This is a genomic window from Sediminibacterium soli, from assembly GCF_009939225.1.
In the GTDB taxonomy this organism is placed as follows: Bacteria; Bacteroidota; Bacteroidia; order Chitinophagales; family Chitinophagaceae; genus Sediminibacterium; species Sediminibacterium soli.
Genome location: NZ_JAACJR010000010.1, coordinates 35,834 through 50,728 on the forward strand (window position 1 = coordinate 35,834; position 14,895 = coordinate 50,728).

Here is a 14,895-nt window from a genome sequence, read left to right on the forward strand (position 1 = left end):
TGAACAGGAATAAGCAACCAAATTACGAAAGTACAGACAAAATTTACAGACCGTCTTCGCCCGATTTAATGGCGAAGAAAGCTGCGTTAAAATTATCCGTGCATCAGGCGTTCTCGAGCGCACTGATATCAAATTTCTTCATCTGCATAAAGGCATTCATTACCCTTTGCGCCCTTGCCGGGTCGCTCATCAGTTTCGACAGTATGGTGGGCACCACCTGCCAGGAAACACCGAACTTGTCCTTCAGCCAGCCGCAGTTGCTTTCCTGTCCGCCGTCTGCCGTAAGTGCATTCCAGTAACGGTCGATCTCCTCCTGTGTTTCACATTCGATCACGAAAGAAACCGCTTCGTTGAATTTGAAATGCGGGCCGCCGTTCAGTCCCATGAATTTCTTTCCGTTGATCTCAAATAGCACCACCATCTGGTTATCCGCGGTGATCTTAGCATCGCTGAAAATACTGCAGTAGAATTTTGCTGCCTCCTGTGCCTGTCCGTCGAACCAAAGACAGGGATAGATCTGGTTTGTCATGTTGTTTTTTATTTGTTGATAACACAAAACTGCGCGCTGGGTTTACCCGGAATAAACAAAACGGTGGGGAAATACAGCTCCCGTACCTGCGGTATTCAGTCCACTGACCGCAGCTTATTGTCTGTTTTCCTGATAAAGTAAATCTTTTTATTCTCCAGGAAATCGGTTACCTGGCTGTCGGTCTTTGCCTTCACCGGCTGGATATCGAATTCATTGAACAGTTTGAATTCGTAATCCGATATATGTGCCATCAGGTTGTCGGGGTATTTGACCGCCAGCCTGGTGAAATGATACAGGCTTTCGAAACCCTTGTAAAACATATCGCCCGGTCTGCTGCCGTACCTGGCGCGGTACCTGGCATCGAGATCCCTGCTCAGTTTATCGGTGCGTGTCAGGTTGTAGGGGGTTGAATAGATCATATCGATCGCCTTGCCGATCCCTGCAAAGCCGTCCCAGGTGGGCATGCCGATAACCGTGGCGGGCAGGTTTGCATCGGCGATGCCTCTGGCCAGGTTCATACCGAAGGTTTCATTCAGTGTTCCGCAAAGCACGATATTCTGTCTGGTACTGTCGAGATGCCTGGCGATGGTGGTTGCGGAAGCCGTATCGGAAAGCAATACCGGTTTCAGTTTCACCGGGGTGCCGGCGGTTTTCCTGTTCAGGTCTGTAAGCAGGTACAGTATCAGGTCTTCCAGGCTGCCTTTTTTCCTGAACAGCAGGATATTGTCGGTAGGGAAGTTCCGCTGTAGGTATTTGTGAATCGCATCGATATGTGAACTGATGCGCGGGTTGAGCATGATGAAATAGGGATTGGCGATTACACCTGCATCGTTTGGGTAAGTGGCCGAGATCAGCGGTATCTTATGCGCCAGTGCATAATCTGCAAGGGGTTTTACCTCGCTGCGTGTATTGAAAGCGGCGATGATCAGCGATACGCCCGCCAGATCGGGGTCGGTGTTCAGCCAGCTTGCAGAGGCTTCCCTGCTTTTGCTGTCGTATACCGATATCTCCAGGTCTGTCTTTTCCGTATTCAGCGAATCGATCGCCATCATCACGCCATGGTAGAAATCGAGACCCGGCAGCATGTATTTGGGCAGGTTGGCATTACCCAGCTTATAATCGTATCCATTGAAGGCAGAATCCAGGTAAACAGGGGCAAAGACAGCCACTCTTAACGGCCTGCTGCTGTCGCCCTGCGCAAAAGCAGGTACGGAAAATGCAAGCACAAGCATCACCAGTAAACCATTCAGCCGCATAGAAGGGTTTTACTGCAAGATACAAAATACATGCCCGCGCGGGAGAATTCCCGGCCCGCAGTTGTTCGGCGGCTGTGAGCTATTTTTGCGTCGGTAACCGGCTGGGGTAATAACCTATTCCCACTCGATGGTAGCCGGCGGCTTACTGCTGATATCGTACACCACGCGGTTAATGCCCCGTACATTGTTGATGATCTCGTTGGAAATATCAGCCAGGAATTCGTAGGGAAGATGCGCCCAGTCGGCCGTCATACCGTCTACCGAAGTCACGGCACGCAGCGCTACGGTGTATTCATACGTGCGTTCATCGCCCATAACGCCCACGCTTTTCACCGGAAGGAGGATGGTACCCGCCTGCCATACCGAGTTGTACAGATCGCGGTCTTTCAGCCCGGTGATATAGATATCGTCTGCGGCCTGTAACAGCTGCACTTTTTCCTCTGTCACCTCACCCAGTATCCTGATGGCCAGTCCCGGTCCGGGAAACGGATGGCGGTTGATCATATCTGCGGGTATACCCAGCTCGAGACCCACCCTTCGCACTTCATCCTTGAACAGGAAACGAAGGGGCTCTACCAGGGAGAGATGCATTTTTTCGGGGAGGCCGCCCACATTATGATGCGATTTGATGGTTTGTGAGGGGCCGTGTACGCTTACACTTTCGATCACATCGGGATAGATCGTGCCCTGGCCAAGAAACTGTACGCCGCTTACCTGGTTGGCTTCTTCCTGGAACACATCGATGAACAGTTTGCCGATGGTTTTTCTTTTCTCCTCGGGATCGGTCTTTCCTTTCAGCTCGCTGTAAAAACGCTGGCGTGCATCGATGCCTTTTACGTTCAGACCGATGGAATGGTAGGTTTCCAGCACCTGTTCAAATTCGTTCCTGCGCAGCACGCCGTTGTCTACAAAAATGCCGTGTAGCCTGTCGCCGATGGCTTTGCTGATCAGGGTGGCGGCAACGGTGCTGTCAACACCACCGCTCAGCGCCATGATCACATGGCTGTCGCCGATCTGTTGTTTGAGCCTGGCAACGGTTTCATTCACAAAAGAAGCGGGCGTCCAGTTCTGGCTGCAGCCGCAGATGCTGGTGAGGAAATTGAACAGCAGCTGTTTGCCCTGTGTGGAATGGTATACTTCGGGGTGAAACTGGATACCGTACAGCGAGCAGGTGTCGGTGCCCGTTTTGCGGAAGCCGGCCACGGGGATGCTTTCGGTGGTGGCCAGTATTTCAAAACCCTCCGGCAACAGGGTGATCGAATCGCTATGGCTCATCCACACCTGCGAGTCGTTGGTGATGCCGTTGAGCAGGGTATCTTCTTTTTTCAGCTGCAGTTTTGCGCGGCCGTATTCCCGTTTATTGGACTTGTCTACCCGTCCGCCAAAACATTTGGCGGTAAGCTGGGCCCCGTAGCAGATGCCCAGAACCGGAACTTTTTTCACCATGGCGGCTATGTCGACAGAAGGCGCATGTTCTTCGTTTACGCTGAAGGGAGAACCGCTTAAAATGATGCCTTTCAGCGAGTCGTCAATTTCAAAAGCTTTCTGAAAAGGGATGATCTCGCAGTAAACATTGGCTTCCCTGATGGCGCGGGCGATCAGCTGGGTGAACTGGCTCCCGAAATCGAGGATAAGTATTCTTTCTGTCATGGCGCGAAGGTAAACCAATTTTTCAGCCGCGAAAAATGAGCGAATAACAAGAAATCAACAGAAGAGTACCTATGTGAAAAATGTTTTTATTAATTTCCCGATCCTAAAACCTCTGTATGAGAAAAATGCTGCTCGCGGCGCTGGTCTGCCCGCTGCTGATCACTTCCTGCGATTTCGTAAAAAGTTTCCATACCATAAAAGGAAACGGGCAACTGGAAACCGAAGACCGCCAGGTGGCACATGCCGAACGGATCAGGGTATCCGGTGGGTTCGATGTGGAACTTACACAGGGCGCGGCTACGGCGGTTAAAATAGAGGCCGATGAAAACCTGCTGCCCTATATCGTTATCCGGGAGGAAAACGGCGAACTGCATATCGGAACCAGGGATCATACCAGCCTGTCCAGCGAGCACAATATGAAGATATATATTACCACCCCCAGGCTCACCGCATTTCAGCTGGCCGGCAGCGGCAATGTAACCGGAACCAATAAGTTCAGCGGCGGAGATAAACTTACCCTGAAAATCCTGGGCAGCGGAGACCTTAGCCTCGATATCAATACCCCCGAGCTGTCTGCCGAAATATCCGGCAGCGGCAATATGGCGCTGAAAGGCGAAACCGAAAAACAAAATATCCGTATTGCGGGCAGCGGCGATTACAAAGCCGAGGAACTCAAGGCAGAAGAAACCAAAGTTTCCATTGCGGGTCAGGGCGATGTGCGCGTATTTGCCGATGTATCGCTCGATGTAAGCATCGCAGGCGCCGGTTCGGTTTATTACAAAGGCGCTGCCAGCGTGAAGCAGCATGTGGTGGGCAGCGGCGAAATCAAAAAGATACAATAATTCATAAGTTTGCAGACGATGTACCGGGTCATGCAACAGGCCCCAAAATCAGCGAAAGGCAATGGCTAACAACAATCAGTACAAAATACTGCTGGTAGAAGACGAAGAAAAACTTGGTCCGGTAATAGCAAACGAACTAAACCGGCACGGGTACCTTACCGACCTGGCGGCCGACGGACTGCAGGCGTCCAAGCTGTTCGGCGAGAACAGCTATTCACTGGTATTGCTGGATATCAACCTGCCTTATAAAAACGGCTACGTGCTCTGCCGGGAGTTCAGGGAGGCGAACAAGAGCATCCCCATCATTATGCTTACGGCGGCCGGCGAGATACACGATAAGGTGGAAGCTTTTAATATAGGCGCCGACGACTATATCGTAAAACCCTTTCATTTTGTAGAGCTGTTTGCCAGGGTGAAAGTGTTCCTCAAACGCGCGGAAGTTCCGGTGGAACCGGAGGTGATCGTGATAGGGGATATGACCATCGATTTCAGGAATAAAAGCGTTGTCCGCAACGGTGTCAACATCAACCTCACTGCCAAAGAATTCACCCTGCTGGTATTGCTTGCCAGGAACAAGGAAAGGGTGATCTCCAAACAGGAGATCCTCGAAAAAGTATGGGATCTCAGTTTCGATACCGGTACCAATACCATCGAAGTGTATATCAGTTTTCTTCGCAACAAGATCGATAAACCGTTTGGCCAGAAGCTTATCCACACAAAACCCGGCTTCGGGTATTATATCAAGGAAACAGGCGTCGAATGAACCTGAAACTCCGATTTACGGTTTGGTTCAGTTTGTTCATTGCTGCTATCCTTATTGCCTTTTCAATCGCCATCTACGGCATCGCCAACGCGCGCAGGCGCATTGATTTTTCAGATCAGCTGAGAGCCCATCTGCCGGTATACGAAAAAGCCGGGGCCGCCCGCTTTGGCGACAGTGCGGTTACCCCCGCAATCACCGGCCCTGTGGTTAACCCCAAGGCAACCATCATCGATCAAAAAGGCATGGTGCTGTATGCCTATCCCGCCGGCGAGAGGTATATTCCCGGCCCGGCCATCCTCGAAAAGATCCGCAGCGCAAAAGAATATATATGGGAAGCGGATGACGGTAATGAATACCTGGGACTGGTCAATAACGCAACACAGCATGTGCTTATCAGCGGCGGGTACGACGATGCCGGCCTGGGCAGGCAATCCGACCTGATACCGGCGCTGGTGGTATTGGTAACGGTGGGTATTCTCTTTGCTGCCTTGTGTTCTTTTTTCTTCTCGCAGACTTTCTTCGCGCCGTTCCGGCGCCTGGCAAAAAGCATGCAGGGTATCTACCTGCGCCATCATTCGGAAAAACTGCCGGTAAGCACCCAGCAGGATATCGCCAATGATATGGCCAGGAGTGTCAATGGCATGCTCGACAGGATCAACCAGCTCTCCGAGTTCCAGAAAACATTCGTGTTCCATGCTTCGCACGAATTCCGCACACCGCTGGCAACCATGCTGTCGGAAACGGAATCGGCGCTGTCGAAAGACCTGTCGGAGGCCGAATACAAACAGGTACTGCTGTCGTTAAAGGAAGAACAGCAGAACCTGATAGAACTCACCAGTTCGCTGCTGCTGCTGTCTTTGTCAGACGACAATGCGTTTACGAAGGGATGGTCGCTGCTCCGTATCGACGAAGTGCTGTATGATACCATCAGCCGGGCCGGCAAATTCTTCCCGAGATTGGAAGTTAACATGAATTTTGCCTCCGTCCCCGATAACCCCGACGATTTCCTGGTTAAGGCCGAAGAAAGCCTGCTGCGCTCGGCCTTCCTGAACATACTGAAGAACGGCTCGATGTATTCGATAGACAATAAGGTAGATGTACTGATCGAATTTGTGGGTAACACCATCCTGGTTCATTTCGACAACCGCGGTACCCAGCTGCCTGCCGATGAAAAACCCCATATCACGGAACCTTTTTTCAGGGGCTCCAATGCATTGAAGACCAAGGGCTACGGGCTGGGACTGTCGGTGGTAAACCGCATCGTGCTGCTGATGAAGGGCAGGTTACAGTACACCGCCGTCGGTAATGACGTGAACCGTTTCAGCATTACCCTGTCCAAGGCAGTCCCCTGATGGTGGGAATAAAAAAATCCCGTCGTTGACGGGATTGATTTTCAATTTCTTAAGTTGAAATTAGGCGTTAGCTTTCTTAGCCAGCTTGCTTTTCAGGTTAGCGGCTTTGTTCTTATGGATGATACCGCGTTTGGCCAGCTTATCGATCATAGATACCACATCAGGCAGGTTTTCGCCGTATTCTTTCTTCTCGGAAGCTTTCAGATCGCGGATAGCGTTACGGGTGGTTTTTCCGTAGTAGCGGTTGCGTTCGCGACGTTTGGTAGCTTGTCTTACGTCTTTTTTGGTAGCTGCGTGATTTGCCATGTTCTATTTTTTCAGGACGGCAAAGGTAAGGGCAAATGCTGAAACCGGGAAATTTTCCTGAAAAAATTTACCGGTAACTGTTCACAAACAGCCGGAAACGAATTGGTTTGCTGGGCGTAATGACCGATATTTGCCAACCCATTTCCCAACATAGCGGCTCAATACTTGTGTAATGAAGGACTTTTCATACATCACCCACTCTCATCCGGCTTATATAGAAAGCTTATACAACGAATTCGTTAAAAACCCCGAAAATACAGACCCGGACCTGAAAAAATTCTTCGAAGGGTTTGATTTTGCCGTTGCCAATGGAAGCGCGGCCCCGGCTGCCCCCGGAACAGTGACCGCCGGCGGTATCGACTGGATGAAAGAGATCCGGGTATACCGTTTGATACTCGGCTACCGGAACAAGGGCCATCTGCTGGCGAAAACCAACCCGATCAGGCCGCGTAAAGACAGGGGTGCCAATCTGGAACTGGCTTTTTTCGGTTTGGCGGATGCCGATATGGATACCGAATACCAGGCAGGCAACCTGCTTGGCCTGGGTACCACCACCCTCCGAAACATTCTGTCGCACCTTGAAAAAACCTATGCAAACCATATAGGCATCGAGTTCAAATACATCAGCGACCAGAAAAAAATAGACTGGCTGACCACTGAGATGGAAAAACAGTTTGCACAGCCTTTACCGCTTGAAAAGAAAAAACGCATCCTGGAAAAACTGAACCAGGGTGTGATGTTCGAGAAATTCCTGCATACCAAATACATCGGTCAGAAAAGATTTTCGCTGGAGGGTGGTGAAACCACGATTGCGGCGCTGGACAGTATCATCAACGTTGCCGCCAATAACGACGTGCAGGAAGTGGTGATCGGTATGGCGCACAGGGGAAGACTGAACGTGCTGGCCAATATCATGGGCAAGACCTATGAACAGATCTTCAGCGAGTTTGAAGGAACGGCCAAACTGGACCAGACCATGGGCAGCGGCGATGTGAAATACCATATGGGTTATGGCAGCGAGGTAAGGACTGCCGATGACAGGGAGATCCATCTCAAACTGATGCCCAACCCTTCTCATCTCGAAGCGGTAGACCCCGTGGTGGTGGGTTTTGCAAGGGCCAAGGCGGATGTACTTTACAAAAGTGATTTTGACAGGATATTACCGATCCTGATCCACGGAGATGCCTCTGTAGCGGGTCAGGGTATTGTGTACGAAGTGGTGCAGATGAGCAATCTCCGCGGTTATTATACCGGCGGCACCATTCACTTTGTGATCAATAACCAGATCGGTTTCACCACCGATTTTGATGATGCGCGCAGTTCCGACTACTGCACTTCCGTTGCCGCCATGATACAGGCACCTGTACTGCATGTGAACGGAGACGATGCCGAAGCCGTTGTGAAATGCGCCGAGATGGCAACGCGTTACCGCCAGGAATTCAACAGCGATATCTTTATCGATATGGTTTGCTACCGCAGGCATGGCCATAACGAAGGCGATGACCCCAAATATACGCAGCCCCAGCTGTATGCGCTGATCGATAAACACCAGAACCCGCGTGAGATCTATACGCAGTACCTGATCCAGAACGGAGAGTCCGATGCGCAGCAGCTTGCCAAGGATATGGAGAAGAAATTCTGGGGCGATCTGCAGGAGCGGCTTGACGAGGTAAAACAAAACCCGCTGCCCTACAAATACCAGCAACCCGAACTGGTCTGGAAAAGCATGCGATCCGCCACGGAAGCTGATTTTGATGCATCGCCCGATACCGCTGTTCCGGAAGAGGAGATCCGGAGGCTGTTCACCAGCCTGATGCAGTGGCCCGCGGATTTCCGGCCATTGAAAAAAGTGGAGAAACTGCTGCAGGATAAGGTAAAACTCCTCGAAACCGAGCGTAAGATCGACTGGGCCACCGGTGAACTGCTGGCCTATGCAAGCATACTGGTGCAGGGAAATATTGTTCGTATGAGCGGACAGGACGTGCAACGCGGCACTTTCAGCCACCGGCATGCCATCCTGCGCGACGAGAATACCAATAAAGGATACAACAGGCTGAACCATTTTCAGGAGCAGCAGGAAAAGTTCCGCATCTACAACTCATTGCTCAGCGAATATGGCGTGCTGGGTTTTGAATACGGTTACGGTCTCGCCAACCCCAATGCCCTGGTGATATGGGAAGCGCAGTTCGGCGATTTCTGCAACGGTGCACAGACCATGATCGACCAGTTCATCGCTGCGGGCGAGCAGAAATGGCAGCGCCAGAACGGCGTGGTGATGCTGCTGCCGCATGGCTACGAAGGACAGGGTCCCGAGCACAGCAGCGCAAGGCTGGAACGTTTTCTGCAGCTCTGTGCGGAGCTGAATATGGTGGTGACCAATATCACTACCGCCGCCAATCTATTCCATGCTTTGAAACGCCAGCTGGCATGGAATTTCCGCAAACCGCTGATTAATTTTGCACCCAAGGCAAACCTGAGAAACCCCGCTACCTATAGCCCCATCGCCGATTTTACAAAAGGCGGTTTCAGGGAAACGATAGACGATACATTTGTAGAGGATCCCGCAGCAGTGAAGAAAGTGCTGTTCTGCAGCGGCAAACTGTATTTTGAACTCGCGGACAAACAGCAGAAAGAGAACAGGAAGGATACCGCGGTTGTTCGTCTTGAACAGATTTACCCGCTGCCCGTAAAACAACTCGAAGCGCTGCATAAGAAATACGGCAAAGCCACCTGGTTCTGGGTACAGGAAGAACCTTTGAATATGGGCGCCGCCGGATTCCTGCAGATGAACCTGAAATCGATCAATTTTGGTGTGATCAGCCGCAACGCCAGTGCATCAACAGCCAGCGGTTACCATAAAGTGCACGTGCAGGAGCAGTCTGAGATCATCGATACGGCATTCGGTATATAAACGGGAAGTGCGGCAGTAAGCCGGATTCAGAAAATAACAAATAAGGTCGGGTCATTCTAAAGGGTCCAATTATTCATTTTAATTTTTAATGCATAATGATAGAGATAAAAGTTCCAACGGTAGGAGAGTCCATCAGCGAAGTAACCCTGTTAAAGTGGACAAAGAAGGAAGGCGAATGGGTAGAGCGTGATGAAGTGATCGCGGAACTCGAGAGCGAGAAAGCCACCTTTGAAGTAAACGCAGAAAAAGCCGGTTTGCTGAAACCGATGGCCAAGGAAGGCGACACGCTTTCCATCGGGGATGTGCTGGCGCAGATAGACGAAACCGCCGCCAAACCCGAAGGCGCTGCTGCACCTGCGGAAAAAACAGCTGTGGCCAAAGAACAGCCTGTGGCGCAGCCCGCTTCGCAGGCACCGGTGGTAACGGCAGTAGCGAACGATATCAAGGCTACACCCGTGGCTTCTGCGATCATAGCGGATAAAAAAGTAAACCCCTCCGAGATCAAGGCCTCCGGCGCCGGTGGCAAGATCATGAAACAGGATGTGCTGGAAGCGCTTGCCAACCCCGGTAAGAAAGCATTCCAGGGAGCCGAACTTTTTTCGCGTAATGTTCGCCAGGAGAAAATGAGCAACCTGCGCAAAACCATCAGCCGCAGGCTGGTGGAATCCAAAAATACCACGGCCATGCTCACTACGTTCAACGAAGTGGATATGACCGGTATCATGGATGTGCGCAAACAGTATAAAGACAAATTCAAGGAAGCGCATAATGTGAACCTCGGCTTTATGAGCTTCTTTGCAAAAGCCTGTTCCATCGCACTTGCCGAATGGCCTTCGGTAAATGCGTATATCGATGGCGATCAGCTGCTGTACCACGATTATGCAGATATCAGCATAGCGGTGAGCACACCGCGCGGTCTGACCGTGCCGGTGATCCGTAACGTGGAAAGCCTTAGCATGGCGGATATCGAAAAGAAAGTGATCGAGCTGGCCACCAAGGCGCGCGACAGTAAGCTGACCGCGGAAGAACTGCAGGGCGGCACCTTCACCATCACCAATGGCGGCGTATTCGGCAGCCTGATGAGTACACCGATCATCAATATTCCCCAAAGCGCCATACTGGGTATGCATAAGATCCAGGAAAGACCGATGGTGGTTAACGGCCAGGTTGTTGTACGTTCGATGATGTACCTGGCATTGAGCTATGACCACCGTATCATCGATGGCCGCGAAAGCGTGAGCTTCCTGGTAAGGGTGAAAGAGCTGCTGGAAAATCCTGAACTGCTTTTATTCGGAAAAGACCCCGTGAAAACTTTGCTTGAGCTCTGATTTTGGTATATTCGGGATGGCAATAGCGCCCAACCAAAATCCATTTTCATGAAGCTCCATTCCTTTTTACTGTATGCGGGTATAGCATCACTGCTTGTTTCCTGTCAGAAAAGCTATACGCCTGATGGGGTGGTGGCACCGGGCACCAACCCGAGCGGTTCCATGAAACTCACCAAAATGGAAGGCAAGACCCGTGGCAACGCGGAAAAGTTCACGATGACCTTCAGTTACGATGCTTCGGGCAGGCTTATCCTGGTTAAAAAAGTGCAGACCGACAGCAGCAATATGTCCGTAACCATCGCCTACCGCTATGTGCGCGATGCCAACGGCAGGGTAAACAGCATCGTAACAAATGCATTGTCTGCCGGGTCGCCGGGGTCCGGGATGCCCGACAGTATCATCATCAACGTGCATTATCCTTCGGCATCTGCCACCAGCTTCGATTATTCGTCTTACCGGGTAACGCTCAGCGGGGTATCTTTTGCAGACAGTACGGTATACAGCTGGTCCGGTAATAACATAACCGACCTCTACAATTACCAGGCGGTGGCTTCCACCACGATGGTGCTTGCCGCAAGAACCCAGTACGCCTATTTAAATGGCAATATTCCCACCATCAAAATATATTTTCCCTCATCGGGAACACAGACACTGGCCGCAACCTACCAGTTTGAATTCGACGGAAAGAACCAGGGGCTTGCCGTGGGTAACGATGCCTTCCTGCCGGGACTGGATCCTTCGTATTACTGCAAAAACAATATCCAGAAACTGGTTGCAACCGATAACAGCGGGGCCAGCCAGGGCTTTTCCCTGAACTATACCTACCAGTACAATCCGGGAAGTTACCCCGTGGCAGGAACGCAAACCAATACCATCGATAACGGGATAGCCGATATTACGTTTACGTATCAATAAGGCGGTTAATTTTGCTGCCCCATGAAGTATGCACTTCAATACCTGAGATCCGCGGAAACCATCTGCGGACTGTACGATGGCAGTGTTCCGCTTGCGGCATTCCTGAAGCAATATTTTCAGCAGCATAAGAAGTTCGGGTCAAAAGACAGGCGGTATATCTCGCAGCTTTGTTACAGTTATTACCGGCTTGGCCGCGCGCTGACCGATCTGTCTTTTTCGGAAAGAACCCGGATCGCGCTGTTTCTATGCCTGGAAGAACCGGGCAGCTGGACGGAAATCATTACCGGCGACTGGCTTTCGCAATGGGATCGGGAGGCCGCAAAACGTTTTTCATTTGTCCGCGAACAATACCCATCCTTGTCTGCCGAAACGGTCTTCCCCTGTTTTGATGCCATCAGTGAACGTTTCGATAAACAGCCGTTTGTGCTGTCGCATTTCATACAGCCCGATCTGTTTATCCGTATCCGGCCGGGGCACGAAAAAACCGTAAGAAGCCAACTTGCCGCTGCGGACATTGCGTACAGGGAGTACCCACCGAATAGTCTGGCCTTGCCCAATGCCAGCAGCATAGACAAGCTGCTGAACATTGATCAGGAATGCGTGATCCAGGATCTCAGCTCGCAGCGAACGGGGGAGTTGCTGGCAAAGACCGAAAGCAAAACGCCACTGGCTGTATGGGACTGTTGCGCTGCCAGCGGGGGTAAATCATTGCTGGCCTGGGATACCCTGCACCATCCGGTACAACTGACCGTTTCCGATCTGCGCGCTTCGATCATTGCCAATCTGCGGAAGCGTTTCCAGGCGGCTGGCGTGCAGCCCCGGAGCATTTTTACCGCGGATCTTACACAACCCGTTTCGTTACCGCAAACATTCGATCTGGTGATCTGTGATGCGCCCTGCAGCGGCAGCGGTACCTGGGGGAGAACGCCTGAACAGCTGTTTTTTTTCAGCAGGGAAAAGATCCTGCATTATACCGGTTTGCAGGAGCGGATCACAAAGAATGTGTTGCCTTATGTTAAGCATAACGGCTACCTGCTTTACATTACCTGTTCGGTGTTTACTGCCGAGAATGAAGATATCGTAGCAAGACTGGAAGCAGGTGCAATGAAGACCGTTGATACCGTTTGGCTGAAGGGCTATTCCGACAGGGCAGATTCCATGTTCGCCAGCCTGCTGCAGCGAATGGATTGATCAGATAAGCCTTCCGCGCTGTATGATGCCGCCGCCGATCACGTCATCGCCTTCATAAAACACGGCGCTCTGACCGGGTGCAATACCTTTTACGTCTTCGTAGAAATGGGCGCGGATTCCGTTATCGGTGGTATAGAGATTACTCAGTGCACCTTTGTCTTTATAGCGGATCTTGGTGATGGCTTCCATGCCATCGGTGATACCCTCGTATTTGATCCAGTTGATCCTGCCAACCAGCATATCGTTTTGCGCCAGATCGGCTTCATCACCCAGTACCACGGTGTTGGTATCGGGATCGATGGCGGTCACATAGACGGGATGTCCCATGGCGATTTCCAGTCCTTTGCGCTGCCCGATCGTATAAAAAGGATAGCCCTTGTGTTGTCCCAGTTTCTTCCCGTTCTTATCGATAAACCAGCCGCCGTTCACTTTTTCTTCAAGACCGTCCACCCGTCTTTTCAGGAAGCCGCGGTAATCGTTATCGGGAACAAAACAGATCTCGTAGCTCTCGCTTTTTTTCGCCAGTTCCGGGTACCCCATATCCATCGCCATCTGGCGGATATCGGTTTTACGGTACCCGCCCAGGGGCAGCAGGGTTCTGCTTAACAGTTCCTGGTCCAGTCCCCAGAGAACATAGCTCTGGTCTTTGGTCTCATCCAATCCCTTGCTGATCACATAACGGCCATTGTCGTGCAGTCGCACCGAAGCATAGTGCCCGGTTGCGATATAATCGCAATCGAGTGCATTGGCCCTTTTCAGTAAAGCCCGCCATTTGATATGCGTGTTGCACATCACACAGGGATTGGGTGTGCGGCCGGCGAGGTATTCATCCACGAAGTTTTCGATCACAAAATCGCCGAACTCTTCGCGTATATCGAGTATAAAATGCGGAAAGCCATGGTGTACAGCAGCCTGTCTTGCATCGTTAAACGAATCAATGTTACAGCAGCCCGTTTCTTTACTGCTGGTGCCGCTGCTGGCATAATCCCATGTTTTCATGGTAATGCCCACCACCTCGTATCCCTGCTGGTGCAGCATAAGGGCCACCACGGTACTGTCGATACCGCCGCTCATTGCCACCAGAACCTTTCCTTTACGACTCATAGCTAAAACAATAGAAGCTGCAAAAGTAAACAGTTTGCAGAAAAGCAAGGCCGCCGACCGCACTGCGGCGCTTTCGAAACAGGAAAATTAACAAAATATGAAAAATAAATACTATGTTTTATCCAGCCCGGTTCTGCCGGTCCCGGGCAATCGTACCACCCGGCACTGAGACCTTCAGGCAGACTACACCGCCGTAATTATACGTGGTGAAACAGCCGCGAAAAAACCTTGGGAGGATTGTATTAATACCTGATACCGGTCGGTTTTTATTTTGGATATTTGTTAAAACAAGTTGCTATGATCAAACTACAGGTAATAGGCCATCTTGGCCGCGACGCACAGGTGAACAATGTTAATGGCAGGAATGTGATCAATTTCACCGTGGCGCATACAGAACGTTTCAAAGATGCCCAGGGTAACCAGAAGGACCGTACGATATGGGTGGATTGCGCTTACTGGACCGACCGCACCGCTGTGGCGCCTTATCTCAAAAAAGGCACACAGGTATACGTGGAAGGACAGCCCGATGTACGTACCTATACCACGCAGGACGGTCGTAACGGCGCCTCACTGACCGTTCGGGTGCTGAGTGTACAATTGCTGGGAAGCAGGGCCGAAGGCGGTTCCGGTGAAAGCAGTTACCAGTCTGCCCCTTCTTACGCATCGACCCCGGCCCCGGCCCCCATGAGCGGCAGCCCGGCAGATCTTACCGAACCCATGGACGATCTTCCGTTCTGACAGGAATACC

Annotated in this window: 13 protein-coding genes; 8 read left to right on the plus strand and 5 right to left on the minus strand. The window is 51.3% G+C overall.

Annotated features, from left to right (window positions below; genetic code table 11):
- Positions 1–103: 103 nt before the first annotated feature.
- The 3 genes from GWC94_RS15785 to guaA all read right to left on the minus strand — a co-directional run bounded on the left by GWC94_RS15785 (position 104) and on the right by guaA (position 3,435).
- Positions 104–529: a VOC family protein gene (locus GWC94_RS15785; RefSeq protein ID WP_161836219.1), complete on the minus strand. Its 426-nt coding sequence runs from the start codon at positions 527–529 to the stop codon at positions 104–106.
- 95 nt (positions 530–624) lie between these two features.
- Positions 625–1,785, minus strand: coding sequence for an ABC transporter substrate-binding protein (locus GWC94_RS15790; protein WP_161836221.1), 1,161 nt, complete (start codon positions 1,783–1,785; stop codon positions 625–627).
- 114 nt (positions 1,786–1,899) lie between these two features.
- Positions 1,900–3,435, minus strand: a complete 1,536-nt coding sequence (guaA, locus tag GWC94_RS15795) for a glutamine-hydrolyzing GMP synthase (RefSeq protein ID WP_161836223.1) — start codon at positions 3,433–3,435, stop codon at positions 1,900–1,902.
- A gap of 116 nt (positions 3,436–3,551) precedes the next feature.
- On the opposite strand from guaA, the gene GWC94_RS15800 reads away from it, so the two are divergent.
- From GWC94_RS15800 to GWC94_RS15810, 3 genes are all read left to right on the plus strand, one after another.
- A complete protein-coding gene (locus tag GWC94_RS15800; protein WP_161836225.1) occupies positions 3,552–4,277 on the plus strand; it encodes a head GIN domain-containing protein in 726 nt (241 codons plus the stop codon).
- Positions 4,278–4,338: 61 nt separating this feature from the next.
- Positions 4,339–5,040, plus strand: coding sequence for a response regulator transcription factor (locus tag GWC94_RS15805; protein ID WP_161836227.1), 702 nt, complete (start codon positions 4,339–4,341; stop codon positions 5,038–5,040).
- Positions 5,037–6,392 carry a HAMP domain-containing sensor histidine kinase gene (locus GWC94_RS15810; RefSeq protein ID WP_161836229.1) on the plus strand — a complete coding sequence of 452 codons (1,356 nt, stop codon included), beginning with the start codon at positions 5,037–5,039 and terminating at the stop codon, positions 6,390–6,392. Before GWC94_RS15805 ends, GWC94_RS15810 begins: the two co-directional genes overlap by 4 nt.
- Before the next feature lie 60 nt (positions 6,393–6,452).
- Here GWC94_RS15810 and rpsT read toward each other — a convergent pair whose 3' ends face one another.
- On the minus strand, positions 6,453–6,698 hold the full coding sequence (gene rpsT / locus GWC94_RS15815; protein WP_161836231.1) for a 30S ribosomal protein S20: 246 nt from the start codon (positions 6,696–6,698) through the stop codon (positions 6,453–6,455).
- 172 nt (positions 6,699–6,870) lie between these two features.
- Between rpsT and GWC94_RS15820 the strand changes: the two genes are divergently transcribed.
- From GWC94_RS15820 to GWC94_RS15835, 4 genes are all read left to right on the plus strand, one after another.
- Complete coding sequence (locus GWC94_RS15820) at positions 6,871–9,609, plus strand: 2-oxoglutarate dehydrogenase E1 component (protein WP_161836233.1); 2,739 nt, start codon at positions 6,871–6,873, stop codon at positions 9,607–9,609.
- Positions 9,610–9,704: 95 nt separating this feature from the next.
- On the plus strand, positions 9,705–10,937 hold the full coding sequence (gene odhB / locus GWC94_RS15825) for a 2-oxoglutarate dehydrogenase complex dihydrolipoyllysine-residue succinyltransferase (protein ID WP_161836235.1): 1,233 nt from the start codon (positions 9,705–9,707) through the stop codon (positions 10,935–10,937).
- Between the two features lie 48 nt (positions 10,938–10,985).
- Entirely contained in the window at positions 10,986–11,852 is an 867-nt protein-coding gene (locus GWC94_RS15830) for a hypothetical protein (RefSeq protein WP_161836237.1), read from the plus strand.
- A 21-nt stretch (positions 11,853–11,873) separates the two neighbouring features.
- Positions 11,874–13,043: an RsmB/NOP family class I SAM-dependent RNA methyltransferase gene (locus GWC94_RS15835; protein ID WP_161836239.1), complete on the plus strand. Its 1,170-nt coding sequence runs from the start codon at positions 11,874–11,876 to the stop codon at positions 13,041–13,043.
- On the opposite strand, the gene mnmA is transcribed toward GWC94_RS15835, so the two are convergent.
- On the minus strand, positions 13,044–14,147 hold the full coding sequence (gene mnmA, locus GWC94_RS15840) for a tRNA 2-thiouridine(34) synthase MnmA (protein ID WP_161836241.1): 1,104 nt from the start codon (positions 14,145–14,147) through the stop codon (positions 13,044–13,046).
- A gap of 297 nt (positions 14,148–14,444) precedes the next feature.
- On the opposite strand from mnmA, the gene GWC94_RS15845 reads away from it, so the two are divergent.
- A complete protein-coding gene (locus GWC94_RS15845) occupies positions 14,445–14,885 on the plus strand; it encodes a single-stranded DNA-binding protein (RefSeq protein ID WP_161836243.1) in 441 nt (146 codons plus the stop codon).
- The last annotated feature ends 10 nt before the right edge of the window (positions 14,886–14,895 follow it).

Coding starts and splice junctions, on each gene's coding strand:
- GWC94_RS15785 (WP_161836219.1), bottom strand. CDS start 529: ATGACAAACCAGATCTATCCCTGTCTTTGGTTCGACGGACAGGCACAG.
- GWC94_RS15790 (WP_161836221.1), bottom strand. CDS start 1,785: ATGCGGCTGAATGGTTTACTGGTGATGCTTGTGCTTGCATTTTCCGTA.
- guaA (WP_161836223.1), bottom strand. CDS start 3,435: ATGACAGAAAGAATACTTATCCTCGATTTCGGGAGCCAGTTCACCCAG.
- GWC94_RS15800 (WP_161836225.1), top strand. CDS start 3,552: ATGAGAAAAATGCTGCTCGCGGCGCTGGTCTGCCCGCTGCTGATCACT.
- GWC94_RS15805 (WP_161836227.1), top strand. CDS start 4,339: ATGGCTAACAACAATCAGTACAAAATACTGCTGGTAGAAGACGAAGAA.
- GWC94_RS15810 (WP_161836229.1), top strand. CDS start 5,037: ATGAACCTGAAACTCCGATTTACGGTTTGGTTCAGTTTGTTCATTGCT.
- rpsT (WP_161836231.1), bottom strand. CDS start 6,698: ATGGCAAATCACGCAGCTACCAAAAAAGACGTAAGACAAGCTACCAAA.
- GWC94_RS15820 (WP_161836233.1), top strand. CDS start 6,871: ATGAAGGACTTTTCATACATCACCCACTCTCATCCGGCTTATATAGAA.
- odhB (WP_161836235.1), top strand. CDS start 9,705: ATGATAGAGATAAAAGTTCCAACGGTAGGAGAGTCCATCAGCGAAGTA.
- GWC94_RS15830 (WP_161836237.1), top strand. CDS start 10,986: ATGAAGCTCCATTCCTTTTTACTGTATGCGGGTATAGCATCACTGCTT.
- GWC94_RS15835 (WP_161836239.1), top strand. CDS start 11,874: ATGAAGTATGCACTTCAATACCTGAGATCCGCGGAAACCATCTGCGGA.
- mnmA (WP_161836241.1), bottom strand. CDS start 14,147: ATGAGTCGTAAAGGAAAGGTTCTGGTGGCAATGAGCGGCGGTATCGAC.
- GWC94_RS15845 (WP_161836243.1), top strand. CDS start 14,445: ATGATCAAACTACAGGTAATAGGCCATCTTGGCCGCGACGCACAGGTG.